This window comes from Streptomyces sp. NPDC034049 (genome assembly GCF_055575575.1).
Window position 1 is genome coordinate 472,019 of sequence record NZ_JBVISJ010000002.1, and the last position, 26,011, is coordinate 498,029.

Sequence of the window (26,011 nt, forward strand, 5' to 3'; positions counted from 1 at the left end):
GTTCGGGCTGTCGTCACGCGCCCCGCCCGGAGTCGAGGCGGATTCAGCCATGCCCCCGGCATCGGACATCGAGACCCCGAGGCCACGAGACATCGAGGCCTCACGACGTCAAGAAGGGAACCACCATGCAGTACGAGCGGCTCGACCACACCGTCCTCACGGTCAACGACATCGAGGCCACCGTCGACTTCTACAGCCGCGTGCTCGGTATGGAAGTCCTGACGTTCAACAGCCTGGTCAACAACCGCAAGGCGCTCCTGTTCGGCGACAGCAAGATCAATCTGCATGAGTACGGCAACGAGATCCAGCCGACGGCGCAGAACCCCGGGCCGGGGACCGAGCACCTGTGCTTCATCGTCACGGACCCCATCGAGAAGGTGGTGGCCCAGCTGACCGGCGCCGGCGCGGTCATCGAGGACGGCCCGGTGGAGCGCTCGGGCGCGCTCGGCCCGATCAACAGCGTCTACGTCCGTGACCCCGACGGGAACCTGATCGAGCTCAGCAACACCATCTCCCGCTGACCGCGACAGCCCCGACCGGGCCGGCGCGTGGCAGGAGTCCGCACCACGCGCCGGCCCGCCCCGCTCCCAGCACCCCCACACTTCTCGCGCGGAGGACCGCATGCCGCACCACGACCGGAACACAGGGTTCTACGACGGGCCGGCGTCATGAAGGCGCACTCCCCCCGGACACGGGGTGACGACGGGGCGAGCAGGGGCCGCATCTCCGCTCGCGTCGCCGCGACGACGGAGTCGGCCACCCTCGCCGTGGACGCCAGGGCCAAGGCGCTCAGGCGGGCCGGTGTCCCGGTCATCGGCTTCGCCTCCGGTGAGCCCGACTTCCCCACACCCGCGCATGTCGTCGAAGCCGCGGTGGCCGCGTGCCGCGATCCGCGCCACCACCGGTACTCCGCCTCCGCCGGGCTCCCGGAGTTGAGAGAGGCGATCGCGGCGAAGACCCGGCGGGACTCCGGGTACCGCGTCGACGCCTCGGACGTGCTGGTGACCAACGGCGGGAAGCAGGCGGTCCACCAGGCGTTCGCCGCGCTCCTCGACCCCGGTGACGAAGTGATCGTGCCGGCTCCCTACTGGCCCACCTATCCGGAGGCGATCACGCTCGCCTCCGCGACCGCCGTCCCGGCGTTCGCGGACGAGTCCACCGGCTACCGCGTCACGGTCGACCAGTTGGAGCGGGCCCGCACGAGGAACACGACGATGCTCGTCTTCTCCTCCCCCGCCAATCCGACGGGTGCGGTCTACTCGCGGAGCGAGATCCTGGCCATCGCCTCCTGGGCGGCGGAGCACGACCTCTGGGTGATCTCGGACGAGATCTACGAGCACATGGTCTACGGCGCCTCCGCCTTCCACTCCCTCCCCGTCGTCCATCCGCAGAGCCGGGACCGCTGTGTGGTGGTCAACGGCGTGGCGAAGTCCTATGCGATGCCCGGCTGGCGCGTCGGCTGGGCCATCGCCCCGCCCGATGTCATCGGTGCGATGACGAGGATCCAGTCGCACGCCACATCGAACGTCTGCAACGTCGCCCAGGCCGCCGCGCTCGCGGCCGTCGCGGGAGATCTCCGGGCCGTCCGGTCGATGCGGACCGCCTTCGACCGGCGGCGCCGGACCGTCGTACGGATGCTCAACGAGATCGAGGGCGTCGACTGCCCCGAGCCCGACGGCGCGTTCTTCGCGTACGCCTCGGTGAAACGACTGCTGGGCCGGGAGATCCGCGGCCGACGCGTCGACACCACCGTCGAGTTGGCCGCTCTCCTGCTGGACGAGGCCGAGGTGGCCGTCGTGCCGGGCGAGGCGTTCGGCACCCCCGGCTATCTGCGGTTGTCGTACGCGCTGAGCGACGAGGACCTGGTCGAGGGCGTCTCCCGCATCCACAAGGTGCTCGCGGAGTCCACCCGATGACACCACACTCCGCACGCCCGCGCGTCGTGGTCGTCGGCGGTGGCATCGTCGGACTCTCCGTCGCGCGCGAACTCGTCGCGCGCGGACTGCGCGTCGTCCTGTGCGAGAAGGAGAACCGTTGGGGGGCGCACCAGACGGGCCACAACTCGGGGGTCGCCCACGCCGGGGTCTACTACACCCCCGGCTCGGAGAAGGCTCGTCTCGCCGTCGAGGGCAACCGGTCCATCGTGGACTACGCCGAGAGCCGGGGCGTCGCCGTGGACGTGTGCGGCAAGCTGATCGTGGCCACCTCGCCCGACGAACTGCCGGCGCTGAAGACACTGGCGGCACGGGCGGAGGCGAACGGTGTGCCCGCGCGGTTGATCGGCCCGCGGGAGGCCGCCGAACTGGAACCGCACGTCGCCTGTGTGGAAGCGCTGCGCGTCGACTCCACCGCGGTGATCGACTTTCCCGGTGTCTGCGCGAGCATGGTCGGCGAACTCGTCGCCGACGGAGCCGATCTGAGGCTCTCGACGCCCGTGCTGGGCATCCGGGAGCGGGGCACCGGATTCGAGGTCGCCACCCCCGACGGCGTGATACGCGCCGAGCGCCTGGTGAACTGCGCCGGCCTGTACGCGGACCGGGTCGCCGAGCTGGCGGGTCTGCGGACATCGGTGCGGATCGTGCCGTTCCGCGGGGAGTACCACGAACTGCGCCCCGCCGCCCGGCACCTGGTCCGCGGGCTGGTCTACCCGGTGCCCGACCCGAGTCTTCCGTTCCTGGGCGTCCATCTGACGCGCATGCTCGACGGCAGCGTCCACGCGGGACCGAACGCGGTGCTCGCACTGCACCGTGAGGGCTACCGGTGGCGGGACGTCTCGCCGTCCGACCTCGCGTCGGCCGCCCGCTTTCCGGGCCTGTGGCGGTTCGCGAAACGGTACCGGCGGACCGCCGTGAGCGAGATCGCGCGGTCCCTGTCCGCCCGGCGGTTCGCCCGGAGCCTGGCCCGGCTCGTGCCCGCCATCGGCACCGACGACATCGTCCGGGCGGGCTCCGGGGTACGGGCCCAGGCCCTGGGGCGCGACGGCACTCCCGTCGACGACTTCCTCCTGGTACGGGCGCGCGGACAGGTGCATGTGCTGAACGCGCCGTCGCCCGCCGCCACTGCCGCGCTCGCGATCGGCCGGCGGATCGCCGACCAGGTGGTGGCGGACCGATGAGCCGATCGCGTGGGTCACGCGGGCGCGTGGCGCTGGACCATGTGCACCGCTTGCGCCTGTTCGCGGGCATCGGGGTGGTTTTCGTGGTCCTGGGCGGAGTTCTCGCGGTCGCGGGCGCGGTGCGGGCCGGCGGCTCGGTGGCGGCGGCGGGCCTGGGTCTCGTCCTCTGGGAGGCGCTCGGCCTGGTGCTCGCGGCCCGGGGCGCGCCCGCGTCGGTCGACGGTCCCGCATCGGCCGACGGCACGCCGGCGCCCTCGGAGGAAGCCGAACGAGGACGGAGGTGATCGCCCCATGACAGCGACGGCCGTCGCACAGGACAGAGGTTCCGCCCGGCGACGGGCGATGATGTACGGGCCCGCGTTCGTGGCCGCCATCGCCTATGTGGACCCCGGGAACTTCGCCACGAACTTCGCCGCGGGTTCCCAGTTCGGCCATCTGCTGCTCTGGGTGATCATCTCGGGCAACGTGATGGCGGCCCTGGTCCAGACGCTCTCCGCAAAACTGGGGCTGGCCACCGGCCGTGACCTCCCGCAGATGTGCCGCTCCCAGTTCCCGCGTCCGGTGGTGCTGGGGCTGTGGTTCCAGGCCGAGCTGGTCGCCATCGCCACCGACCTGGCGGAGGTGATCGGCGGTGCCATCGCGCTCAACCTGCTGTTCGGCATCCCCCTGCCCGTCGGCGGCCTGATCACGGGCGTCACCGCCTTCGCACTGCTGAGCCTCGAGACACGCGGGTACCGCCCCTTCGAGGTGGCGGTGGCCGGCCTGTTGCTGGTGATCCTGCTGGGGTTCTTCGTCGACGCGGTGCTCGCGGGCATCGACGTGCCCGCGATGGCCGCGGGCGCCGTCCCACAGTTCTCGGGCGCGGAGAGCGTCCTGCTGGCCACGGGGATCCTCGGCGCCACGGTCATGCCCCATGTGATCTATCTGCACTCCAGCCTGACCAGCGCACATGTGCGAGGTCTGGACCGGTCGGCCCCCGCGTTCTCGCCCCGGCCGCTCCTGCGCTCGCTGCGCCGTGACGTCCTGTCGGGCCTCGGCCTGGCCGGACTCGCGAACGCGGCGATGCTCGTCATCGCCGCCCAGACCTTCCACGCGGCGGGCAGGCCGGCGGACTCGATCGACGACGTCCACGCCGGGCTGGGGGCGATGCTCGGCGGCCACGCGGCACTCGCCTTCGCGTTGGCGCTGCTCGCCTCCGGCATCGCCTCCTCGTCGGTCGGCACCTACGCGGGGCAGGTGATCATGGCGGGGTTCCTCGACAGGTCCCTCCCCCTCACGCTGCGCCGCTCCATCACCCTGCTGCCGGCCCTGCTCATCCTCTGGGCAGGAGTCGACCCCACGCAGGCCCTGGTGTGGTCGCAGGTGGTGCTGTCGTTCGGGATCCCCTTCGCGCTCGTCCCGCTGATCCTGCTCACCGGCAGACGCAGTCTCATGGGCTCTCTGGTCAACCGCCCGCTGACCACGGCCGCTGCCTCGGTGATCGCCGCACTCGTCATCGGACTGAATCTCTATCTGATCGTCCAGGTGATCCTCGCCTGACCGCGCCCCGGCCCCGTACCGGCGGACCACCCACCGGTACGGGGCCGGGTCATGCCGAGCCGTCGGTCGTCAGCGGCGGCCCGCGTCCCCCTTCCCGCACGCCAGGCCGTCCCCGTCACGGTCCAGCCTCAGGGGGTCGTCCTTGCCGTTGACCTTCAGCGGGCCGTAGTCGTTCCGGGTCAGCCACGCGCAGCGTGCGGCCGTCGTGTTCGCGACCTCGGACGGGAAGGTCGTCGGGACGCAGACGTTCGCGGTGCCGTAGTGGCGGTCGCAGCCGGAGAGGGTCGGGCTGACCTTCTTCGACCTGACCTTCTTGCCCGGACCCGTGACCTTGCCCTTCGGGGCGTCCGCGAAGTCGTGGACGTGGGCCGACGGGGCCTCGCCGGAGGCCTGCGCGAGGGCGGTCGGGCCCTGGAGGTGGACCCATTCGGCGACCGAGGGGACCCCGTTGGCGTCGACCGCGAAGAGCATGTACCAGCCCGGCGGGGCCAGGTTCGGGTTGCTCGTCACGTTCAGGTCGACGTTGTCGCCGTCCACCGACAGGGGCAGGTCCACGAAGCGCTGGTTCGGGTCCGAGGAGTGGGTCACGGCGGCGGGGCGGATGAGTTCCGCCTTCGCGATCGGGCGGTCGACCGTGATGCGTTGCGTGTCGCCGTACACCCACTCCTTGTCGATCACCGAGGTGATGGCGGGGCGGTCGCCCTTCAGGAGGTACGGCGGGGTGTAGATCGACACGTCGTGGTTCCAGGTGCCGTTGCCCGGGTTGTCGCCCGTGGTCATGACGCGGCCGTCGGGCAGGAGGAAGGCCGAGGAGTGGTAGCCGCGCTCCTCCGGATCCGTCGCCACCTGGTCGAACGTGTGGGTCGCCGGGTCGTAGATCGACGTCTCGTAGACCGGGTCGGCGCGGTTGTGCAGGGCGCCGCCCGTCTCCAGGACCTTGCCGTCGGGCAGCAGCACCGCCGAGACGTACATCTTGCCCTGGTCGCCCGTCTGGGCGACCTTGCCCGCTCCCAGGTCCACCGTGCCCTGCGGGATCGGCGGTCCGGCGACGTACGCCGGGTTCGCGGCCTTGAGGTCGATGACGTCCGTCAGACGGTTCGCCGCCGGGTTGGAGTCGATGTTGCCGCCGCCGAGCGTGAGGACCTTCTGGTCCTGGGCCGGGGGCAGCAGCACGCTCGCGGACTGGTCACGCTCGTCCTTGTTCCGCAGACCGGGGACGGAGGTGACGGTGTTGGCGCCGTAGTCGTAGATCGCCGAACCCGTCCCCGGGATGTTGTTGCCGAAGACATGGCTGCCCGAGTAGAAGAGGCGGCCGTCCTGCATGAGGATCATCGACGGGTACAGGCCCCAGTACGACCAGGTCTGGTTGACCTTCCAGAGTTCGAGCCACTTCTGCTCGGCGTCGGACCACAGCTCGGCCGTCACCGAACCCGTGGAGTCCTCGCGCAGGCCGCCGAAGGAGATGACGTCGCCGTTGCCGAGGATCGTCGCCGACGGGTACCAGTGGCCGTCGTTCATGTCGTTCGTCCTGCTGTACGTCTCCGTCACCGGGTCGAAGACGTACGAGTCCTTGTAGCCCTCGTAGCCGTGTCCGCCCGGCACCGGATACGCCTTGTTGCCGCTCATCACCAGCACCCGGCCGTCGTCCAACTGCACATGGCCGGCGCAGAACATGTCGTCCGGGGTCGGGATCTGCTTGTACGTGCCGTGCTTCGGGTCGTACACCGCCGACGTGAAGGTGCCCGCCTCGAACATCTCCTCGCTGTTGCCGGAGCCGGCGATCAGCAGCACCTTGCCGTTGTTGAGGACGACGGAGTGCATGGAGCGGACGGGGTTCTGGGTCGGCAGGACGTCCCAGCGGCCGTTCTGGCACTCGGCCGGTGTGCCGGTGCACTCCGGGTCCGGGACCGGGTCGGCGACCTGGTCCATCGTGTAGTCGTCGGTGGTGACGGCGCCGGTGCCGTACACGGAGACGCCCCAGGTGATCCGGTCGGTGCCCGCCGGGACCGCGGGGGTGCGGACCGTCGCCTCGGTCCAACTCCCCGCCACCTCCAGCGTCTTGAGGTCGGTCCAGTACTGCCAGCCGGCGGTGGTGTCGTGCCGGAAGAGGGTGAGGGAGGTGTCCGGGGTCGTCGACTTGTACCAGAGACCCAGGTCGTACTGCTTGCCGACGGTGACCGGCGGCGCGCAGGCCGCCGATTCGGTGATCAGGGCCTTGCGGTCGCCGGAGACCCGGCGGGTCAGCTCCACCTTCATGGCCTTGGAGCCCGAGTGGGCGTCCGCCACCGAGGTGAAGGTGAAGTCGTTGTCGCCCCAGCCGGACTTCGACCAGCAGTACGGCATGTCGCCGCCGGCCGTCTCGAAGCCCGGGTTCCGGACGAGGTTGGCGGCGGACGCGGACTGGGGCGAGACCAACAGCAGCCCCGAGGCGAGCGCCCCCACCGCCAGCAGGGCGGTTCTCCGTCTGGGTCTGCTCGGTCTCGGTCCGCTCCGGATCCACCGGCGGTTCTTCAGCAGGTCGTTCACGCGGCTCTCCTTGCCGACTCCTCGGGCTGCCCGGGCCGACCGGACCGGCCGGGCCGACCGGCCTCCTCCGACCGCTCCGCCCGACCGGCCCTCTTCTTCTCGCCGCGCTCCCCACGGCGAGACCTCCTGCCGCGGCCCGACGTCCCGCGCGGCAGATAGACGAGCGCCTCGGTCCCCACGAAGCGCAGCACGAACGTCGTCACCAGGGCGAGCGCGGTCGCGGACAGTGCCCCCATCCCGAACTCGCCGACGAACAGGGCGATCAGCGGGATGCGCAGCACCAGATCGGCGTTGGCGAGCAGCGCGAACCTGCCGATGCGGTCCCACCCCTTGCGGTGCCTGCGCCGCTCGCGGAAGCACAGGTGCTCGATGAGGAGGAAGTTCCAGACCACCCCGAGCTGGTTGGCGAGGATCTCGGCGGGGACGTAGTGCAGGCCGGCCGAGGTCAGGGCGTGGAGACCGGCGAGGTTCGGGACGAAGCCCGTGACGCCGATCAGTCCGAAGACGATCATGCGGGCGAGCGGCGAGGCCGTCCGCAGCCCCATGAGGTGGCGCAGGAACCTGAACCCCTCGCGCGCGGTCGACTTGGACTCGCCGGCGTAGCGGTCCTGGAAGACGAACGGCACCTCCGTGACCTGCCGGGGGCGGCTGCGCACGGCGAGTTCGAGGAGGATCTTGTAGCCGAGCGGCTGCAGGACGTCCGCGGTGACCGCGCTGCGGCGGATGGCGAAGAAGCCGCTCATCGGGTCGCTGATGCCGTGCAGCCGGCGCGGGAAGAGGGACTTGGTGAGCCAGGTCGCGCCGCGCGAGACGGCCACGCGGTAGGTGCCGGCGAGTCCGGCCCGGCTGCCGCCCTTGATGTAACGGGAGGCGACCACCAGACCGGCGGCCGACCGCTCCCCGGTGGCGACCAACTCCGGTACCAGGGACGGCGGATGCTGGAGGTCGCCGTCCATGACGACGACCCAGTCGGAGCCGGCGGCCCTGATGCCCTCGACGACCGCGCCGCCGAGCCCGCCGACCGGTTCGTCGCGGTGCAGCACGGTCACCGGGAACGGGCAGTCCTGGGCGGCGGCGTCGATGACCTGCGGGGTGTCGTCGGTGGAGTCGTCCACGAAGACGACCTCGCAGGGCAGCCGGGACGGCACCGTCTCGGTGATGCGGTGCAGCAGCTCCCGTACGTTGGCGGACTCGTTGAAGGTCGGTACGACGATGGTGACGGCCCCTGGCTCGGGCACCTCGGCGCCGCGCACCGCCGGGTCGCCCAGCTCTTCGGGGGCGGTGGACTCGTAGCTTCCGCTGCTCATCGGTCGCCTCCAGCGGCCTCGGTCTCGCGGATCGGGTCGTCGTCCGCCTCGGCGGCCCCGGCGTCGCGGGCCCGGTCGTCGGTGCCCGCGCCCTCGATCCTGCGGATCTCGATCCGGTCCTCGCCGGTGCCGAAGGTGGCCACGGGGGTCGAGTTCTCCATCGCGCCCTTGACGTTGGGCAGGTCCTTCGCGTCGCGCCGTACCGTCGGGGACGCGACCACGTAGTCGAGGTCGCGCCAGCCGCGCGGCATCGTCTTCGTCACCGCCGGGTCGAGGTCGGCCTTGTAGAACCAGATGACGCCGAGGCCCGGCTCGTAGCCCTCGTGGACGAGGTCGAGCCAGAGCGCGTCGTCGACGAGGACCCGGGTGTCCGCGGGGTCGTCGACCTCCCGGCCGAGCCACTCGGCGGCCCGCTGGTAGGGCGCGTTGGCGTCGAAGGTCATCGCGGTGTGGTTGCCGTCGTACCAGCGCGGGACGACGTACGCGGCCGCGGCGGCGGCCAGGGCGAGGGCGAGGACGTGCCGCGCCCAGGTCAGGGGCCTGCGCTCGGTCGGGCTGCGCCATCGGCGCAGGACGCCGTGGGTGACGCTCGCCGTGCCGCCCGCGAGGACGAGCGCGAGGAAGGGCAGCGCCTGGAGGACGTACATGGCGGGGAGGTAGCCGGGGCGCAGGGCCATCCCGGCGAGGATCGCGACGGCGAGCGCGGGGCCGGCGAGGGCCCGCGCGGTCACCGACCAGCGCCAGGTCAGCAACAGCAGCAGCGCGCCCGCGAGGCCGCCGAGCGGCAGCACGCGGTCGTAGTACAGCCAGGACTGGAGGACGCCGTACGAGCCCGTGCCCTCGGTGAGGATGAAGCCGGAGCCGGGGCGGCTCATCTGGTAGACGATGCCGTCCCAGAGGGACACATGGCCGGCGCCGGGCAGCAACTCGCCCTTGAGCAGGGCGAACAGCGGGTACGAGACGCCGATCAGGGTGCAGGCGGTGACGGCGCCGGTGAGGGCGAACTTCCGGGTGTCCCGGTGGCTGTGCCGCCACATGGTGAGCAGCACGGCCGGCAGGACGAGGAGCATCGTCTCCTTGGTGAGCACGGCCGCGGCGGCGGCGATGCCGGCGCCGAAGTGGTGCCAGAGGTGACGGCTGGGCGAGGCGGCGAGGCAGAACGCCAGCAGGGTCCACATCACCGCGATGTTGTCGAGGAAGATCTCCCGCTGGAGCACCACCGACAGCGGGGACAGCCCGAAGAGGGCCATGCCGAGGCCGGCGGCCCAGCGGGGCAGCGACAGACGGCGGCCGAGGACGTAGACGAGGACGGCGCTGACCGCGCTGATCAGCAGCATCACCCCGCGCATCGAGCCGACGGTCATCGACTCGGGGGCGAGCTGCGCGGGGATCCAGGTCAGGACGGCGAGCTGGATCCAGCCGAAGGGCGGGTGGTCGTACCAGTAGGTGTAGTGGGCGAGACCCTGGCCCTCCTGGACGGCCCAGGCCTGCGCGAGGTAGGTGCCCTCGTCGTCGCTGAGGGTCGGGTAGTCGGCGATGTTCCAGCCCTGCACGATCATGATCGCGACGAGGAGGAGACCGCACAGGAGCAGGTCGGGGCGCGAGTCCCGCAGGCGCTTCGGCGGCGCCTCGGGCGCGGGCGGAGCGGAAGAGGAAACGTTTGTTCGACCTGTCGAACCGGCTGTGGGCGCAGCTGTCCGCTGCGCGGGGACCTTGACTTCCGTCTTGGCCGCCGCGGGAAGTGTGGAGGTCACGCAGGAACGTCCTCTCGGTTGACGTTCGCGAGATGTGCGCCGACGTGGCTCGTCAGCTCCCAGTCGTTGCGGCCCCGTTGCTCGCGCCACACCGCGCGTACGGCGGCGAAGGCGAGGAGCACCTGGTAGAAGGGGCCGCCCACGACGAGCTTGGCGTAGTGGACGAACCGGACGCGGAGTCCGTACTGCTTGCCGAAGTCGTGCAGTCCGACGACCTCGAACACGAAGGTGACGAAGGCGGTGACGGCCGGCAGGAAGGTGATGAAGGCGATGCCGACGGGGACGTCGAGGAAGAGCGCGATGGCGACGTTGAGCGGGATGATCACCCCGGACACGGCCTGGAGATAGGGCGTCATCAGGGTGTAGCGGGCGAGCAACCGCTGCCGGAATCCTGGCAGTTGGCGCCAGTCCCGCTTCCGGTAGACCTGGAGGAAGCCCTGGTTCCAGCGGGTGCGCTGCTTCATCAGCGACATCAGGCTGCCGGGGGTCTCCTCGCGGGTCACCATGTCGGAGTCGTAGGCAACGACGACCTTCTTGCCCACGCTCGACAGCCGTACGCCGAGGTCACAGTCCTCGGCGAGGCATTCGGGGTCCCAGCCGTCGGCCTCGCGCAGCACGTCGGTGCGGACGAAGACGGTGTTGCCGCCGAGCGGAATGAATCCTTTCTGCGCGTGCAGATGGAGCCGGGACCGGAACCAGAAGAAGTACTCCAGGCAGTTGCGCAGGCTGTACCAGCTGGAGTTGTAGTTGATGAGCTGCACCCCGCCCTGCACGACGTCCGCGCCCGTGGTGCGGAAGGCGTGGTCGACGTGGGACAGCAGCTCCGGATGGACCTGGTCCTCGGCATCGAAGACCCCGACGACATCGCCTCGGCAGTGGGGCAACGCCGTGTTCATGGCCTTCGGCTTGTTCTTCTTCTCGTGGTGGTCGACCACCACGCGCACACGCGGGTCGCGTCCCGCCGCGGCCCGGGCCACCTCGGCGGTCTCCGGGTCGTCGTGCCCGACGATGACGATGATCTCGAAGTCGTCGTGACCGGATTCGAGCAGTCGTTGGATGGTGTGGTCCAGCACGGCCTGTTCGTGGCGTGCCGGCAGCAGCAGTGAGAACGACACATGTGCGTCGCCGTCCGGTCTGCTGAACCGGGTGGAGGCCAGCACTTCGGGCGTTCGCCACGCGTGCATCTGCCACCACAGAGTGAAGGCCGCCATCCAGAAAAGGACGAGCGAGACCACGGCTATGAAGACGGAAGTCAGCAAGAAAGATCCCCCCAGATCCCCAATTCCCCCTGCACGACGGTGAGTTACTCCCGCCGCGTAACTGTGCAGAGCCTAGGGGGAAACTGTGAATCTCGGGGACCCTTCCGATAAAAACCGTGTTTCCGTTCGGGGGAACATCTAATCGGATGTGTCCGTACACCGGCCCGTTTCCAGCCAGTTGTTCGATCTTGTCCTAGTCCCGGACCGGCGCGTTTCAGCCGGTTGCGCCCGTAGCGGGCGATCCGAGCGCCGTGCGCAACCTGTCGACATCTGTCGTGGGAGCGTCACAGGTGAAGTTACGGCAGACGTACGCGGTCGGCTCACCGCCGACGAGAGGACGGTCGGCGAGCAACGGCAGTTCGTCACTGTCCGTGGTCCCCACGGCCACCACCGCCCCCGGCGCGGTCCCCAGCAACGCCGTCCGGTGCAGTTCCTTGGTCCCCGGATGCCCCTCCGGTCCGACGACCGCCACCTCACGCGGCCCGTCGAGCAGCGCCTCCGCCGTGGCCAGCCCCCATCCGATGAACCTCGGCGCCCTCGGCCCCAGGGCCTTCACCACGCCCAACGCCCGTTCGGCGGCCGTCCGATGAGGCTCGGAGCCGGTGTGCGCGGCATAGCTCAGCAGGGCGCCCGCCGCCGCGCTCCACCCCGAGGGCGTGGCGTTGTCGGTCGGGTCCTGCGGCCGCCGGATCAGCTTCTCCGCGTCGGCCGCGGTGTCGAACAGCGCCCCCGACTCCTCGTCGACGAACTGCGCGAGCACATGGTCGAGCAGGAACCCGGCGAACTCCAGCCACACCCCCTCCCCCGTGACCGACGCCAGCGCCAGGAACCCCTCGGCGACGTCCGCGTAGTCCTCCAGCACCCCCGCGTTGGCCCCGGCCTGCCCGTCCTTGCTGGTCCGCGCGAGCCGCGCCCGCTCGTCCAGGTGCAGCCGTACGAGGAGGTCGGCGGCGGCGATGGCGGCGTCCACCAGGTCGGGGCGGTCGAAGTAGGCCCCGGTCTCGGCGAGCGCGGCGACGGCGAGGCCGTTCCAGGCGGCCACCACCTTGTCGTCGCGGCCGGGAGCGGGCCGGCGCGCACGCGCCTCGTTCAGCCGCGCCCTGACCGACTCGATCCGTTCGGCGTCGAACACGCCCTCGTGCTGCGGCAGTTGGAGAACGGACACCCCCTCTTCGAACGTCCCCTCCTCCGTGACCCCGAAGTAGTGGGCCGCGAGCGCCGCGTCCTGTTCGCCGAGCACCTCGGTCAGCTGCTCGGGCGTCCAGACGTAGTAGGCGCCCTCGACATGCTTGCCGGAACCCGTCCCGTCGTCGCTGTCGGCGTCCAGCGCCGAGGCGAACCCGCCCTCGTTCGTGCGCAGTTCGCGGACCATGAAGTCGGCCGTCTCCAGGGCGACGCGCCGGGCCAGCTCGGAACCGGTGGCCCGCCACAGGTGGGCGTACACCCGGCACAGCAGGGCGTTGTCGTACAGCATCTTCTCGAAGTGCGGCACGACCCACTCACGGTCGACGGAGTACCGGGCGAAGCCGCCACCGAGCTGGTCGTAGATGCCGCCGCGGGCCATCCGCTCGCAGGTGTCCCGCGCCATCTGGAGCGCGCCCTCGGAGCCGGTGCGCGCGGCGTGCCGCAGCAGGAACTCGATCACCATCGACGGCGGGAACTTGGGCGCCCCGCCGAAGCCGCCCCGCGCCGCGTCGTACTCCCGGGTGAGCCCCAGCAGCGCCTGCGCGAGCTCGTCCTCCCCCGGTACGTCGAGCGCCTCGAACTTCAGCTCCCGTCCCGCCAGATCCCGCACGATCTTCCCGGCGACCTCGGCGACCTCGTCGCGCCGGTCCGTCCAGGCCGCCCGCACCCCCTCCAGCACCTGCCGGAATGAGGGCATGCCGTGGCGGGGGGCGGGCGGGAAGTAGGTGCCGAAGTAGAAGGGCTCGCCCTCCGGGGTCAGGAACACGGTCATGGGCCATCCGCCCTGCCCGGTCGCCGCCTGCACGGCCTCCATGTAGACCGCGTCGACGTCCGGCCGCTCCTCCCGGTCGACCTTCACGTTCACGAAGTGCGCGTTCAGATACCCGGCGGTCTCCCGGTCCTCGAACGACTCGTGCGCCATCACATGGCACCAGTGGCAACTGGAGTACCCGACGCTGAGCAGCACCGGCACTCCCCGCCTGCGCGCCTCCTCGAACGCCTCGGCCGACCACGGCCACCAGTCGACCGGGTTGTCGGCGTGCTGGAGGAGGTAGGGAGATGTCTCGTGGGCCAGTCGGTTCGCCATGGTGACCATCATTCACCAGTACCCGGGAATCCCAGCTCAGCACGGGGCGCGCGCCCCTGAAAGGGGCGCGGGGCCGTGTCGACGTGCGGCTGCGCCGAGCGGTCGCGACCGGCCACGAGACACTCGCAGCCCACCTCGCGCACGGGGCGCGCCCCTGAAAGGGGCGCGGGGAACTGCGCGGGCGACCACGACGCACCCGCACCCGGCCGACGACCCGACCCCCACGGCGAAACCCCGCACCCGAGCCCCCGCCCACGATCACGCCCTCTCGCCTAGTCGGACCACGCCCCGCACACTGGCCGGAGGCAACCGTTTCGGCGATAGGGGGACGTGTGATGCGGGACAGCCACCGGGGGGAGGCCGAACGGCTGTTGGTCCGGGCGGTCGAGGAGGAGGTCCGCAGGTCGGGCGGCCGCACCGACGGCGTCGTCCTGCTCGGCCGGGCGCGCGCCTCCCTGGACACGATGGCGCAGAACGCGGCCGAGGAGTACGAGACCTACACCCGCGCACTGGACGAGTCCGAGGCCGGCCGCCCCACCTTCCGCCGGCGCTACGCCAAGGAGGGCGCCGGAACTCCCGTGCTGGTCGCGGCCGTTGCCGCCGGCACGGCGGTCGTCGCCGACCTCTCCTTCGGCGTCGACGCCGGAACCGCCGTCAGCACGGGGGTGATCGTCGGCATCGCGAGCGCCGTGGCCACCGTCCTGAAGGTCACCGCCTCCCACCTCCCGGCCGCCCACCACCACGCGGGCGCCCTGAGCCAGCCCGGCGGCCCCGAGCAGCTACGGCTGCAGTGGCTCACGGCACTGGAGGTGCGCGGGATCCGCCCGTTCCTGGACCAGCAGCGCGTCCTCGCCGCGTCGACGGCGACCGCGAAGAAGAACGCGCCCCGACTGCGCGGCGCCGACAAGAGCGCGGCGGCCCGGCGACGCAACGTACTGGAGCAGTCGTTCGCCCAACTCCCCGAGGCCGACGACCGGTTCGCGGGCCGGCGGACGGAGATGGGGAAGATCCGCCAGTGGGTGCAGGCGGCCCGCGCGGAGACCGAGACCCGGCCGACCGTCGTCGTGCTGCACGGCGCGTCCGGCTCCGGCCGCACCGCTCTCGCCGTCCGCGCCACCCACGAGCTGCGGGACTACTTCCGGGGCGCCTGCGTGGTCGATCTGCGCGCCGACAGCCCGGAGGAGCCGCCGCTGTCGACCCGGGACGCGCTGATGCATCTGCTGAATCGTCTCGGCGCCCCCCGCGACCAGTTGCTCTTCCGCGAGCGCACCTCCCAGGACCAGCAGGTCAAACGGCTCAGCGAGCTGTACCACCAGCATCTGACCGCCCTGCCGGTCACGATCGTCCTGGACGACGCCTCCGACCCCGAGCAGGTCCGCGCCCTCGTGCCCGAGCGCTCCGACAGCCTCGTCCTGGTCACCGCCCGTTCCCCGCTCGCCCTCCCCGCCGACCTGCCCGCCTGGGTCCACCAGCTCCCCGTCGAGGCACTCGACGGGGACGGCACGCACGAACTGCTGAGCACGGCGGCCCAGGACGGCTCGGCCCTGTCGACGGGAGCCGGGGGCCCGGCCACGGGAGCCGGGGGCACGGCCACAGGCGCCTCGGGCACGGCCACAGGAGCCGCCGCCGGGCCGTCCTCGGGGGCACGCACCGGCTCGTACGACACCGAATCCGTCGCCCGGATCCGGCACCTGTGCGGCGGCCTGCCCCTCGCCCTGCGCATCGCCGGCTCGTCCCTCGGCCCGCGCACCCCCGGCCAGCTGGCCACGGAGCTGGGCGCCTACGGCCCGGTCGAACCGATCGAGCGGGCCCTCTGGCTCCGCTACACCGACCAGTCGGAGCCCTCCCGCCGGCTGCTGCGCCGACTCGCGCTCGCGGGACGCGCCTCCCTGGGCGCGGCGGCGGCCGCCTCGCTCCTCGCCACCGACGAGACCGAGGCGACCCGCCACCTCACCGCGCTCGCCCGCGCGGGCCTGATCGACCACGTCCACGGCAACCGCTACCGCCTGCACGACCTGGTCCGCGCCTTCGCCCACGCCCGCCTCCTCGACGAGGAGGAGCCGAGCGAGCGCACCGCCGCGCAGGAACGCCTCATCGTCACGTACGCGGACCTGGCCGACTCCGTCCTGCGCCTCGTCGACGGCAACATGTCGACCCGCTCGGACCGCTTCGGCCAGCACGGCTTCGTGTCCCTGGAGGAGGCGCTGCGCTGGCTGGACGACGAGACCAGCTTCATCACCTCCACGCTCCGGCACGCGGAGGGCGTGAACCAGGCGGCCGTCCTCAGTCTGCTGGGCGCCCTGTGCGACTACTGCCTGCTGCGCGGCGACCTCTACCGCCTCGGCGAACTCAACGAGCTGGCCCAGTCGGTGGACCAGGGCCTGCTGACCCGCTCCGTCCAGTGGCGTACGGGTATCGCCGCCCGTCAGCTGGGCGAGCTGGACAAGTCCCGCACGACGCTGGCGTCGGTGGTCAACCTGTACATGGAGACCAACCACGACGCGGGCGCCGCCCGTGCCCTGTGCTCCCTGGGCATCACCCTCCACCACCAGGGCAATCTGACCGAGGCGGCGGAGAAGCTCCTGGAGGCCCTGCAGATGCAGTCGCCCCCCGAACTGGCGGCGGACCGCGCCTGGACGATGCACGCCCTCGCGGCGGTGGAACGCGACCGCTCCCATCTGGCGGACTCCCTGGACCTGCTGACCCGCGCACTGGTCCTGCACCGCCAGCAGGAATCCCTGCACGGCGAGGGCTGGGCCTACTTCCAGCTCGGCCAACTGCTGCTGCGCATGGGCGAGATACCGCGCGCGGAGACCGAACTGCGCACCGCGCTCGACCTGTTCGGCCGCACCCGTGACCCGCGCGGCGAGGCCTGGTCGATGACCCAGCTGGCCCGCGCCCGCCTCATCGCCGGGGACCCCTCCGCCGCCGTCGACGGGCTGCGCCAGGCCGCCTCGCGTCACCGCGACAACGAGGACGCCCGCGGCGAGGCCTGGTCCGGCTACTACCTGGGCCAGGCCCTGGAGGAGACCGGCAACCTCGACCAGGCGGTCCGCGAGCTGGAGCGCTCCCGCACGATGTTCTCCCGGATGCGGGACGTCTACGGCCTGGCCTGCGCCCGCCACCACTCCGCCCGCGTCACCCGCGACCAGCGCGCCGTGCAGACCGGCTCCCTGCGCAACTCCGGCTTCGCGCGCCAGCTCCTCGTCGACGCCCGCGCCGACTTCCAGCGCATCGGCGTCGCCCACGGTGAGGCCTGGACCTGCCTGGAACTGGCGGTCGTGGACGCGGGCAACAACCGCACCCCCCAGGCGCTGGCCCTCTGCGAGGAGGCCGCCCGCCTCTTCGCCTCGTACGGCGACCGGCGCGGCGAGGACTGGGCCCGCTTCCTCAAGTGCACCCTGCTGCCCTACGCGGCTCCCGGCGGCGTCGAGATCGGCACGGCCGTCGCCCAGGAGGACCTGGCCCACCTCTCCCGAACGGACCACCCTCTGCGTGACGAGAAACTCACCGAGTACATCGAGGCCTACCAGCTCCTCCTGGAGCGCGGCGTGAACCTGGAGAGCGGCTGGCGCGCCTGGACCCTCGGCATGGTCCCGAACCGCCACGCGCGCGAGGTGATGGGCGTGCCGGTGTCGAGCGGCCACGGATGAGCACGGGCTCGCCCCCCGGCACCGGACGACGACAGGGCGTGACCGCGCGGCACCTCCCCGGTGTCCCGCGGTCCGCCCCTGGAGCCTGTCCGGCCGGCGGTCAGCCCTTCGCCGGGGTCGTCCTTCCGGCCGTGTCCGTCGCCGTCTCCTCGACGGAGGCGTCCGGGTCCGGCGACTCCTTGAAGTCGACCTTGCCCATGTGCTTGCTCATGGACTTCATCAGGCCCCAGACGGCCAGGGCCATCACCGCGAAGACGATGAAACCGAGGACGCCGGGGGTGACCTTGTCCTCGTCCACCTCCTTGGCGAGGGGGACGAGGTGTGTGACTGCCAGGCTTACGCTCATGCCTGGCATTGTCCCCCAGGGCTAGCGGATGCCCGCAAAGAGGTCGTCCTCCGGGAGCGAGGTGTCCACGAGGGACTTCGCGAGCTCGTACTCCTCGGTCGGCCAGACCTCCCGCTGGATCTCCATCGGGACCCGGAACCAGCCGCCGTCGGGGTCGATCTGCGTGGCGTGGGCGATGAGGGCCTTGTCACGGATCTCGAAGAACTCGGCGCACGGCACATGCGTGGTGAGGGTGCGGTCCTTGTGGTCGGACTCGTCCCAGCGCTTGAGCCAGTCGCCGTAGGGGGACTCCAGACCGCGCTCCAGCAGGGCGTGGTGCAGCGCCTCGGTGCGCGGGCGGTTGAAGCCCTGGTTGTAGTAGAGCTTCTGCGGCTGGTACGCCGGGCCGTACTCCGCCTCGGGGTACTGCTCGGTGTCCGCCGCGCCCTCGAACGCCACCATCGAGATCTTGTGCGTCATGATGTGGTCGGGGTGCGGGTACCCGCCGTTCTCGTCGTAGGTGGTGATCACCTGGGGACGGAACGCGCGGATCTTCCGGACCAGCTCACCGGCCGCCTTGTCGACGTCCTCCAGGGCGAAGCAGCCGTCGGGAAGAGGCGGCAGCGGGTCTCCCTCGGGAAGGCCGGAGTCGACGAAGCCGAGCCACTCCTGGCTGACGCCGAGGATCTCGCGGGCCTCGTCCATCTCCTTCTTGCGCACCTCGTGAATGTGCTCCTCGATGTACTTGTCGCCCTGCAGTTTCGGATTGAGGATGGAGCCGCGCTCGCCGCCCGTGCAGGTCACGACCAGCACGTCCACCCCCTCGGACACATACTTCGCCATGGTGGCCGCACCCTTGCTCGACTCGTCGTCGGGGTGCGCGTGCACGGCCATCAGTCGCAGCTGGTCAGTCAAGACTCATTCCCTCGTCACTCGGCGCCCGGCCTGAACTACGGTGACTCGGCCCGGCGCGATCCGGTGAGTCCATACTGCCGTCCCGCTCGGACACGCGTGTGGGGCGGCCGTCAGGCGCTGGGCGGGGGCTTCTATAGTGACGGCATCGGGGGGCGGGATATTCCCGGTCCGGAGATCAGCCGGATCAGACCGGATCCCGGATCAGGCCGGATCGGAGAGGGCGACCATGACGACGGCGAGCACGCGGCTTCCCGAGGGCCGCTACGGCCGCTCCGCGGACGAGCGCGCCGACCGCAAGCTCAAGGTCATCGGCAGCGTCCTCGGCGCGGCCCTCCTCGTCCTCATCGGCTGGTTCGCCTACCACTACGTCGCCGGCAACAGGATCAGCGTCGAGATCTACACCTTCGACACCTCGGCGCATTCGGTGAAGGTGCACCTCAGGGGCGACAAGGACGCCGGTGTCCCGGGCTACTGCACCGTGCGCTCCCAGTCCGAGGACGGCGCCGAGGTGGGCCGCGCCGACTTCCGCTTCGCCGCCGCGACCACCGACATCGACGAGGTCGTCATCCTGAAGACGACCGCGCGCGGCACCACCGCCGAGCTGCTCGGCTGCCACGCCGACTGAACGCGACGCTGACCTGCGTCGACGTAACGCTTGTGGTTTATGTCCTCCCCCATACGCCGCTGAATTGTTAGGCTCGTGGTTTCGCCCACTCGTGAAGGAACATTCTTCTGTGTAGGGCGATGCTTTGTATTCCCAGTACCTACGAGGAGCACCTGTGACCCAGACCAGCGAGAACGTCACCTGGCTGACCCAGGAGGCGTACAACCAGCTCAGGGCCGAGCTGGACTACCTGTCTGGTCCTGCGCGCACGGAGATCGCCGCCAAGATCGCGGCCGCGCGCGAGGAGGGCGACCTGCGCGAGAACGGCGGGTACCACGCGGCCAAGGAGGAGCAGGGCAAGCAGGAGCTCCGTGTGCGCCAGCTGACCCAGCTCCTGGAGAACGCGAAGGTCGGCGAGGCGCCGGCGTCGGCGGACGGTGCGGTGGCTCCCGGCATGGTCGTGACGATCGCCTTCGACGGCGACGAGGACGACACCGTGACCTTCCTGCTCGCCTCCCGGGAGTACGCCAGCTCCGACATCGAGACCTACTCGCCGCAGTCCCCGCTCGGCTCGGGCGTGATCGGCAAGAAGGTCGGCCAGGACGCCCAGTACGAGCTGCCGAACGGCAAGTTCGCCTCGGTGAAGATCCTCAAGGCCGTGCCCTACCAGAGCTGACCGCGCGTCCCCCGCTCGACCCATGGCCCCCGGCGCCCCCTCGGCGCCGGGGGCCCGGTCATGCACGGGGGCGGTGGCCGCTCATGCCGCCGCCGAGCGGTACTTCCGCACGGACAGGGTTCGGAATATGACGATGATGAGGACCGAGTAGATCAGCGAGGCCCACACCGGGTGCTGCATGGGCCAGGCGTCCGACGGCGAGACCCCCGGGTTGCCGAAGAGTTCGCGGCAGGCCTGGACGGTGGCGCTGAACGGGTTCCAGTCGGCGACGTGCTGGAGCCAGGGCGTCATCCTGCTGGAGTCCACGAACGCGTTCGAGATGAAGGTGACCGGGAAGAGCCAGATCAGTCCACCGGAGGTGGCCGCCTCGGGGGTGCGCACGGAGAGCCCGATCAGCGCGCCGACCCAGGTGAAGGCGTATCCGAGCAGGAGCAGCAGGCCGAAGGCGCCGAGCACCTCGCCGACACTGGTGTGGGTGCGCCAGCCGACGAGCAGGGCGACCACGGCCAGCACGGCCAGGGTGAGCGCCGTCTGGACGAGGTCCGCGAGCGTCCGCCCGGTGAGCACGGAACCGCGCGCCATGGGCAGCGAGCGGAAACGGTCGATGAGCCCCTTGTGCATGTCGTCGGCGATGCCCGCTCCCGCGCCCGCGGTGGCGAAGGTGACGGTCTGCGCGAAGATGCCGGCCATCAGGAACTCGGTGTAGACATCGGGGTCGGTGGTCCCGCCGATGTTCATGGAGCCACCGAAGACATAGGTGAACAGCACCACGAACATGATGGGTTGGATGAGCCCGAAGATCACCATTTCCGGGATGCGGGACATACGGATCAGATTGCGCTTGGCGACGACCAGCGAGTCCCGGACGGACCGGGTGAACGGGTTGCCGGACGGTGCGACGCGTGCGGTTCCGGTGGCGGTGCTCACCTGGACCCCTCCTTCCTGCGGCCGCGCCCCTTCGCGTCGGCCGCCTCCCCCTGCCCCTCGGTCCCGGTCTCGTCCTTCACCTCGGCGAGATGTCCCGTCAGGGAGAGGAACACGTCGTCCAGGGTGGGGCGGCGCAGGCCGATGTCGTCGATCTCGATGCCTCTGGTGTCCAGCTCGCGGATGACCTCGGCGAGGAGCTTGGCGCCGCCGGTGACGGGCACGGTGAGCTTGCGCGTGTGCTCCTCGACGGTGGTCCCGCCCTTGCCGAAGCCGGTCAGCACCTCGACGGCGGCCGGGATGCGCTCGCGCTCGTGCACGACGACCTCGACGCGCTCGCCGCCGGTGCGGGCCTTGAGCTGGTCGGAGGTGCCGCGGGCGATGACACGGCCGTGGTCGACCACGGCGATGTCGTGCGCGAGGTGGTCGGCCTCCTCCAGGTACTGGGTGGTGAGCAGCAGCGTCGTGCCGCCGGAGACCAATTGCTTGATCACGTCCCACAGTTGCTGGCGGTTGCGCGGATCGAGTCCGGTGGTCGGCTCGTCCATGAACATCACCGGCGGCGACACCACCAGCGCGGCGGCCAGGTCGAGCCGGCGGCGCATTCCGCCGGAGTAGGTCCTGGCGGGGCGGTCGGCGGCGTCGGCGAGGTGGAACTGCTCCAGCAGCTCACCCGCGCGCACCTTCGCGTCCCTGGCCCGCATCTGGTAGAGCTGGCCGACCATCTGCAGGTTCTCGCGGCCCGTCAGATATTCGTCGACCGCGGCGAACTGGCCGGAGAGCCCGACCGAGCGCCGGACGGCGTCGGGGTCCTTCAGCACGTCGATGCCGGCGACCACGGCCCTGCCGCTGTCGGGTCGCAGCAGGGTGGTGAGGCAGCGGACGGTGGTCGTCTTGCCCGCGCCGTTCGGCCCGAGCAGTCCCAGCACGGTGCCCTCGGGGACGTCGAGATCGACGCCGTCGAGGGCTCTTACGTCACCGAAGGTCTTCACCAGGCCTTCGGCTTGGATGGCGGCTGGCATGTGATTTCTCCACGTCGTCGGGGTTCTTTCACAGCGAAACAGCGAACAGCGAAGTAGCGGAACGGCGGAGCGACTAGAACGACGAACCGGACACGAGACACACCATAACGCGATGTATCGCGTCTCTCAATGGACTTACCCGAACGGGTGACGCGTGCGGTTCGAAAAGGCGCCGGCCTCAGTCGATGACGGTGTAACCCGCCTCGCGCAGGGCGAGGTTGACCTCGGCGCAGTGCTTCGGGCCCCTCGTCTCCAGGTGCAGTTCGACCTCCACCTCCGTGAGCCCGAGCCGGGGGTCGGTCCGTACGTGGCTCACGTCCAGGACATTAGCGTCGACCCCTGACAACACCCCCAGAAGTGTCGCGAGGGCGCCGGGCCGGTCGGTGAGCCGCAGGCGTACCTGGAGGTAGCGGCCGCCGGCGGCCATGCCGTGCCGCAGGATGCGCTGCATCAGCAGCGGGTCGACGTTGCCGCCGGAGAGCACCGCGACGACCGGGCCCTCGAAGGACCCCGGCTCGCGCAGCAGGGCCGCGACGGGGCTGGCGCCGGCCGGTTCCACGACCAGCTTGGCCCGCTCCAGGCAGAGCAGCAGGGCACTGGAGAGGTCGTACTCCGAGACCGTGCGGACCTCGTCCACCAGCTCGGCGACGATCCCGAACGGCACGTCGCCGGGCCGCCCGACCTTGATGCCGTCGGCCATCGTCGCCGGGTTCGCGACCGCCACGGGCACCCCGGCGGCCAGCGACGGCGGATACGCGGCGGCGCCCTCCGCCTGGACGCCGACGACCCGCACGTCGGGCCGCAGCGCCTTCACCGCGACCGCGATACCGGCCGCGAGTCCTCCGCCGCCGACCCCGACGACGATCGTGCGCACCTCCGGGCACTGCTCCAGGATCTCCAGGCCGACCGTGCCCTGACCCGCGATGACGTCAGGGTGGTCGAACGGGTGGATGAACACCGCGCCGGTCTGGGCCGCGTACTCCTGGGCCGCGGCCAGCGTCTCGTCGACCACGGTGCCGTGCAGCCGCACCTCGGCGCCGTACTCCTCGGTCGCGCTGATCTTCGGCAGCGGGGCGCCCTTCGGCATGAAGACCGTGGAGCGCACCCCGAGCAGGGAGGAGGCGAGGGCGACGCCCTGGGCGTGGTTGCCGGCGCTCGCGGCGACGACACCGGCGGCGCGCTCCTCGGGCAGCAGACCGGCGATCCGGACGTACGCGCCGCGCAGTTTGAACGAGCCCGTCCGCTGGAGGTTCTCGCACTTGAAGTGCACCGGCGCGCCGACGAGCTGCGACAGATGCCTGCTGCCCTCCATCGCGGTGACACGTGCGACGCCGGTAAGCATCTTCTGGGCGCCTCGCACGTCGTCGAGCGTCACCACCGGAAAGGAGTCAGCCGTGCTGTAGCTCATGACCACCAGTCTCGCAGTTCACAGCGGTGGAACGCGGGTGTGACCAAGGCGCGGGACGGGTTTCAGCGGCGCCGGTACACCCCGCGCCCGGTCCGCGTACTCTGTCCCCCAACCCAGCGCCCCACGCATGAATTGAGCCTTTGGCCATGCCCACAACACCTGAAATGTCGATGGACATGACGACCGTCGGTGACACCGGTCTTCTCGACACGCTGCAGCACGAGGTCGCGGTGTTCGCGCGCCGTGCCGAACAGACCCGGCTCGGCGGCGTCGGGCAGGTGCGCAACTCCATGGACCGTGCCGCGTACCTGCTGCTCAATCGCCTCGACAACGAAGGCCCGATGGGCGTCAAGGCGCTCGCGGCGAGCATGGGGATCGACTCCTCGACGGTCACCCGTCAGGTCGCGCCGCTCGTGGACACCGGTCTCGTCAAGCGCACCTCGCACCCGGAGGACGGCCGGGCGGTGGTGCTCCAGCTGTCGCCGCGTGGGCTCGCCCGCCTTGAGGAGGTACGTTCCTCCAGGCGTCAGCTGATGGCCGAACTCACCCAGGACTGGCAGCCCGAGGAGCGCGAGGCGTTCTGCTCGCTCCTCACCCGTTTCAACACGGCGCTCTCCACCCGCATGGCGGCGGCGCCGGAGGCACCGTCGCCCTCCTGACCCTTGACCGCGCCCCCGCTCCTGGCCTCATATGAGATCGGGCCCTGTTCCCGTCAGGGCCGGCCTCAGGCGGGAGGCGCGGTGCGAGATCGGCAAGTAGTCCAAGGCGCCCGCCGGGCACGGGAGTTCGAGGCGTTCGTCGCGGGTGCGGCGGGGCGGCTGCTGCAGACGGCCACCTTGTTCACGGCGGAGGCGCCGGACGACAACCCGCGCGCGCGGCGGCTGCTGACGCACGCCCTCGCGCACACGTACGCCACGTGGGACCGGCTGCGTGGCGAGGACCCCTACGACCGGACCCGTCAGCAGCTGGCCGTCCGTTTCGCGCGTGCGGCCTGGCACCACCACGCTCTCTTCCGCCACGCGCGCGTGGGCGTCCTGCGCGAGCTCAGCCCGCAGGAGCGGCTGATCCTGGTCCTGCGGCTCTACGAGGGGGTCGCCGAGGAGCAGACGGCGGCGCTGCTCGGGCTGCCCGTCGAGCGGGTGCGGACGATCTGTCTGCGCGCGATGGCGACCGTCCTGCATCCCCCGCGTGAGCCTGTCCCCAAGAAGGTGGTGGAGGTGGCGCCGTCATGAGTCTGCGGGAGCGTGAGACGGCCGTGCGGCGGATCCTGGAGCGCAGGCCGGTCCAGGTGCCGCCGGATCTGTGCGCGGCGGCGATGCTGCGCGGCGGGCGCATGCTGCGGCGCCGGACCGTGGCCCGCCGTCTGCTGTGGCTGGTGCTGACGGCCGCCGTGGTCGCGTTCTTCGTGTGGGCGCTGACGACGCGTCCCTGGGTGGAGCCGCCGTCGACGACGACCCCACCGGTGACGGACTGGTGAACGCCCGCGGCCGGGACCGGTCCCGGGCCGGGTGTCTAGCCCAGGGCCTGCTGGAGGTCGGCCAGGAGGTCGTCGACGTTCTCGATGCCCACGGAGAGGCGCACGAGGTCGGCCGGCACCTCCAGGGCCGAGCCGGCCACCGAGGCGTGCGTCATGCGTCCCGGGTGCTCGATCAGGGACTCGACGCCGCCCAGGGACTCGCCGAGGGTGAACACCTTGGCACGGTTGCAGACCTCCAGGGCCGCCTCCTCGCCGCCGGTGACCCGGAACGACACCATGCCGCCGAACGCCTTCATCTGCTTGGCGGCGACCTCGTGACCGGGGTGCTCGGGCAGGCCGGGGTAGTAGACGCCGGCCACACGCGGGTGCCTGGTCAGCATGTCGGCGACCTTGGTGGCGTTCTCGCTGTGCCGGTCCATGCGGACGGCGAGCGTCTTGGTGCCGCGCAGCACCAGCCAGGAGTCGAAGGGACCGGCGACCGCGCCCATCGCGTTCTGGTGGTACGCCAGCTCCTCGCCCAGCTCCTGGTCGTCGACGATCAGGGCGCCGCCGACGACGTCGGAGTGGCCGCCCATGTACTTGGTGAGCGAGTGCACGACGACGTCCGCGCCGAGTGCGAGCGGCTGCTGGAGGTAGGGGGTGGCGAAGGTGTTGTCGACGACCAGCTTCGCGCCGGCCTCGCGGGCGACCTGGGCGACGGCCGGGATGTCGGTGATCCCGAGCAGCGGGTTGGAGGGGGTCTCCACCCAGACGACCTTGGTCTTGGGGGTGATGGCGGCGCGGACGGCCGCCGGGTCGGAGGTGTCGGCGACCGACCAGTCCACGCCCCACCGGGAGACGACCTTCGCGAAGAGACGGAACGTGCCGCCGTACGCGTCGTTGGGGATGACCACGTGGTCGCCGGGGCTGAGCAGCGTGCGCAGCAGGCAGTCCTCGGCAGCCAGCCCGGAGGCGAAGGCGAGGCCGCGGCGCCCGCCCTCCAGGGCGGCGAGGTTCTCCTCCAGCGCGGTGCGGGTGGGGTTGGCGCTGCGGCTGTACTCGTAGCCGCCGCGCAGACCGCCTACGCCGTCCTGCTTGAAGGTCGAGACCTGGTAGATCGGCGGGACGACGGCGCCGGTGAGGGGATCCGCGGTGTTGCCCGCGTGGATCGCGAGGGTCTCGAAGTGTTGGCTGGTGTGGGTGTCGCTCATGGGTATCGAGCCTAAGCGGTGCGCCGGGTGTTGGGTGCCCAATGG

At 71.0% G+C, this 26,011-nt stretch carries 22 protein-coding genes; 11 read left to right on the forward strand and 11 right to left on the reverse strand.

Annotated features, from left to right (window positions below; all coding sequences use genetic code 11):
• The first annotated feature begins 125 nt into the window (after positions 1–125).
• From ACZ52C_RS06925 to ACZ52C_RS06945, 5 genes are all read left to right on the forward strand, one after another.
• On the forward strand, positions 126–521 hold the full coding sequence (locus ACZ52C_RS06925) for a VOC family protein (RefSeq protein WP_469073759.1): 396 nt from the start codon (positions 126–128) through the stop codon (positions 519–521).
• 147 nt (positions 522–668) lie between these two features.
• On the forward strand, positions 669–1,916 hold the full coding sequence (locus tag ACZ52C_RS06930) for a pyridoxal phosphate-dependent aminotransferase (protein WP_469073760.1): 1,248 nt from the start codon (positions 669–671) through the stop codon (positions 1,914–1,916).
• Positions 1,913–3,115: an L-2-hydroxyglutarate oxidase gene (lhgO, locus tag ACZ52C_RS06935; protein WP_469073761.1), complete on the forward strand. Its 1,203-nt coding sequence runs from the start codon at positions 1,913–1,915 to the stop codon at positions 3,113–3,115. Before ACZ52C_RS06930 ends, lhgO begins: the two co-directional genes overlap by 4 nt.
• Entirely contained in the window at positions 3,112–3,399 is a 288-nt protein-coding gene (locus ACZ52C_RS06940; RefSeq protein ID WP_469073762.1) for a hypothetical protein, read from the forward strand. Before lhgO ends, ACZ52C_RS06940 begins: the two co-directional genes overlap by 4 nt.
• Positions 3,400–3,406: 7 nt before the next feature.
• Positions 3,407–4,654 carry an Nramp family divalent metal transporter gene (locus ACZ52C_RS06945; protein WP_469073763.1) on the forward strand — a complete coding sequence of 416 codons (1,248 nt, stop codon included), beginning with the start codon at positions 3,407–3,409 and terminating at the stop codon, positions 4,652–4,654.
• A 69-nt stretch (positions 4,655–4,723) separates the two neighbouring features.
• Here ACZ52C_RS06945 and ACZ52C_RS06950 read toward each other — a convergent pair whose 3' ends face one another.
• The 5 genes from ACZ52C_RS06950 to ACZ52C_RS06970 form a co-directional block, all read right to left on the reverse strand.
• Positions 4,724–7,096 (reverse strand): galactose oxidase-like domain-containing protein, encoded by a 2,373-nt coding sequence (locus tag ACZ52C_RS06950; protein ID WP_469074161.1) that lies wholly within the window; start codon positions 7,094–7,096, stop codon positions 4,724–4,726.
• 80 nt (positions 7,097–7,176) lie between these two features.
• On the reverse strand, positions 7,177–8,487 hold the full coding sequence (locus ACZ52C_RS06955) for a glycosyltransferase (RefSeq protein WP_469073764.1): 1,311 nt from the start codon (positions 8,485–8,487) through the stop codon (positions 7,177–7,179).
• Positions 8,484–10,241: an ArnT family glycosyltransferase gene (locus ACZ52C_RS06960; RefSeq protein WP_469073765.1), complete on the reverse strand. Its 1,758-nt coding sequence runs from the start codon at positions 10,239–10,241 to the stop codon at positions 8,484–8,486. The genes ACZ52C_RS06955 and ACZ52C_RS06960 overlap by 4 nt, the downstream gene beginning before the upstream one ends.
• Positions 10,238–11,500 carry a glycosyltransferase gene (locus ACZ52C_RS06965; protein ID WP_469073766.1) on the reverse strand — a complete coding sequence of 421 codons (1,263 nt, stop codon included), beginning with the start codon at positions 11,498–11,500 and terminating at the stop codon, positions 10,238–10,240. Before ACZ52C_RS06965 ends, ACZ52C_RS06960 begins: the two co-directional genes overlap by 4 nt.
• A gap of 214 nt (positions 11,501–11,714) precedes the next feature.
• Entirely contained in the window at positions 11,715–13,772 is a 2,058-nt protein-coding gene (locus ACZ52C_RS06970) for a thioredoxin domain-containing protein (protein ID WP_469073767.1), read from the reverse strand.
• A 335-nt stretch (positions 13,773–14,107) separates the two neighbouring features.
• On the opposite strand from ACZ52C_RS06970, the gene ACZ52C_RS06975 reads away from it, so the two are divergent.
• The gene (locus ACZ52C_RS06975; RefSeq protein WP_469073768.1) at positions 14,108–17,425 is read left to right on the forward strand and encodes a tetratricopeptide repeat protein; all 3,318 of its coding nucleotides are present in this window, start codon (positions 14,108–14,110) and stop codon (positions 17,423–17,425) included.
• Positions 17,426–17,525: 100 nt separating this feature from the next.
• Here ACZ52C_RS06975 and ACZ52C_RS06980 read toward each other — a convergent pair whose 3' ends face one another.
• Positions 17,526–17,771, reverse strand: coding sequence for a hypothetical protein (locus ACZ52C_RS06980; RefSeq protein WP_469073769.1), 246 nt, complete (start codon positions 17,769–17,771; stop codon positions 17,526–17,528).
• Positions 17,772–17,792: 21 nt separating this feature from the next.
• Positions 17,793–18,644, reverse strand: a complete 852-nt coding sequence (gene mca, locus ACZ52C_RS06985; protein WP_469074162.1) for a mycothiol conjugate amidase Mca — start codon at positions 18,642–18,644, stop codon at positions 17,793–17,795.
• 247 nt (positions 18,645–18,891) lie between these two features.
• Here mca and ACZ52C_RS06990 point away from each other — a divergent pair, with 247 nt between their 5' ends.
• On the forward strand, positions 18,892–19,290 hold the full coding sequence (locus tag ACZ52C_RS06990; protein ID WP_469073770.1) for a DUF4307 domain-containing protein: 399 nt from the start codon (positions 18,892–18,894) through the stop codon (positions 19,288–19,290).
• Positions 19,291–19,444: 154 nt separating this feature from the next.
• Entirely contained in the window at positions 19,445–19,945 is a 501-nt protein-coding gene (gene greA, locus ACZ52C_RS06995; protein WP_045563166.1) for a transcription elongation factor GreA, read from the forward strand.
• A gap of 81 nt (positions 19,946–20,026) precedes the next feature.
• Here greA and ACZ52C_RS07000 read toward each other — a convergent pair whose 3' ends face one another.
• From ACZ52C_RS07000 to ilvA, 3 genes are all read right to left on the reverse strand, one after another.
• A complete protein-coding gene (locus ACZ52C_RS07000; RefSeq protein ID WP_469073771.1) occupies positions 20,027–20,872 on the reverse strand; it encodes an ABC transporter permease in 846 nt (281 codons plus the stop codon).
• Positions 20,869–21,891, reverse strand: coding sequence for an ATP-binding cassette domain-containing protein (locus tag ACZ52C_RS07005; protein WP_469073772.1), 1,023 nt, complete (start codon positions 21,889–21,891; stop codon positions 20,869–20,871). The genes ACZ52C_RS07000 and ACZ52C_RS07005 overlap by 4 nt, the downstream gene beginning before the upstream one ends.
• 178 nt (positions 21,892–22,069) lie before the next feature.
• Positions 22,070–23,299 (reverse strand): threonine ammonia-lyase, encoded by a 1,230-nt coding sequence (gene ilvA, locus ACZ52C_RS07010; protein ID WP_469073773.1) that lies wholly within the window; start codon positions 23,297–23,299, stop codon positions 22,070–22,072.
• A 164-nt stretch (positions 23,300–23,463) separates the two neighbouring features.
• Between ilvA and ACZ52C_RS07015 the strand changes: the two genes are divergently transcribed.
• The 3 genes from ACZ52C_RS07015 (at position 23,464) to ACZ52C_RS07025 (ending at position 24,776) form a co-directional block, all read left to right on the forward strand.
• Positions 23,464–23,958, forward strand: a complete 495-nt coding sequence (locus ACZ52C_RS07015) for a MarR family winged helix-turn-helix transcriptional regulator (RefSeq protein WP_177261938.1) — start codon at positions 23,464–23,466, stop codon at positions 23,956–23,958.
• A gap of 81 nt (positions 23,959–24,039) precedes the next feature.
• A complete protein-coding gene (locus ACZ52C_RS07020; protein ID WP_469073774.1) occupies positions 24,040–24,531 on the forward strand; it encodes a sigma factor-like helix-turn-helix DNA-binding protein in 492 nt (163 codons plus the stop codon).
• The gene (locus tag ACZ52C_RS07025) at positions 24,528–24,776 is read left to right on the forward strand and encodes a hypothetical protein (protein WP_469073775.1); all 249 of its coding nucleotides are present in this window, start codon (positions 24,528–24,530) and stop codon (positions 24,774–24,776) included. Before ACZ52C_RS07020 ends, ACZ52C_RS07025 begins: the two co-directional genes overlap by 4 nt.
• Before the next feature lie 35 nt (positions 24,777–24,811).
• On the opposite strand, the gene ACZ52C_RS07030 is transcribed toward ACZ52C_RS07025, so the two are convergent.
• The gene (locus ACZ52C_RS07030; protein ID WP_045563161.1) at positions 24,812–25,966 is read right to left on the reverse strand and encodes a cystathionine gamma-synthase; all 1,155 of its coding nucleotides are present in this window, start codon (positions 25,964–25,966) and stop codon (positions 24,812–24,814) included.
• Positions 25,967–26,011 lie beyond the last annotated feature (45 nt).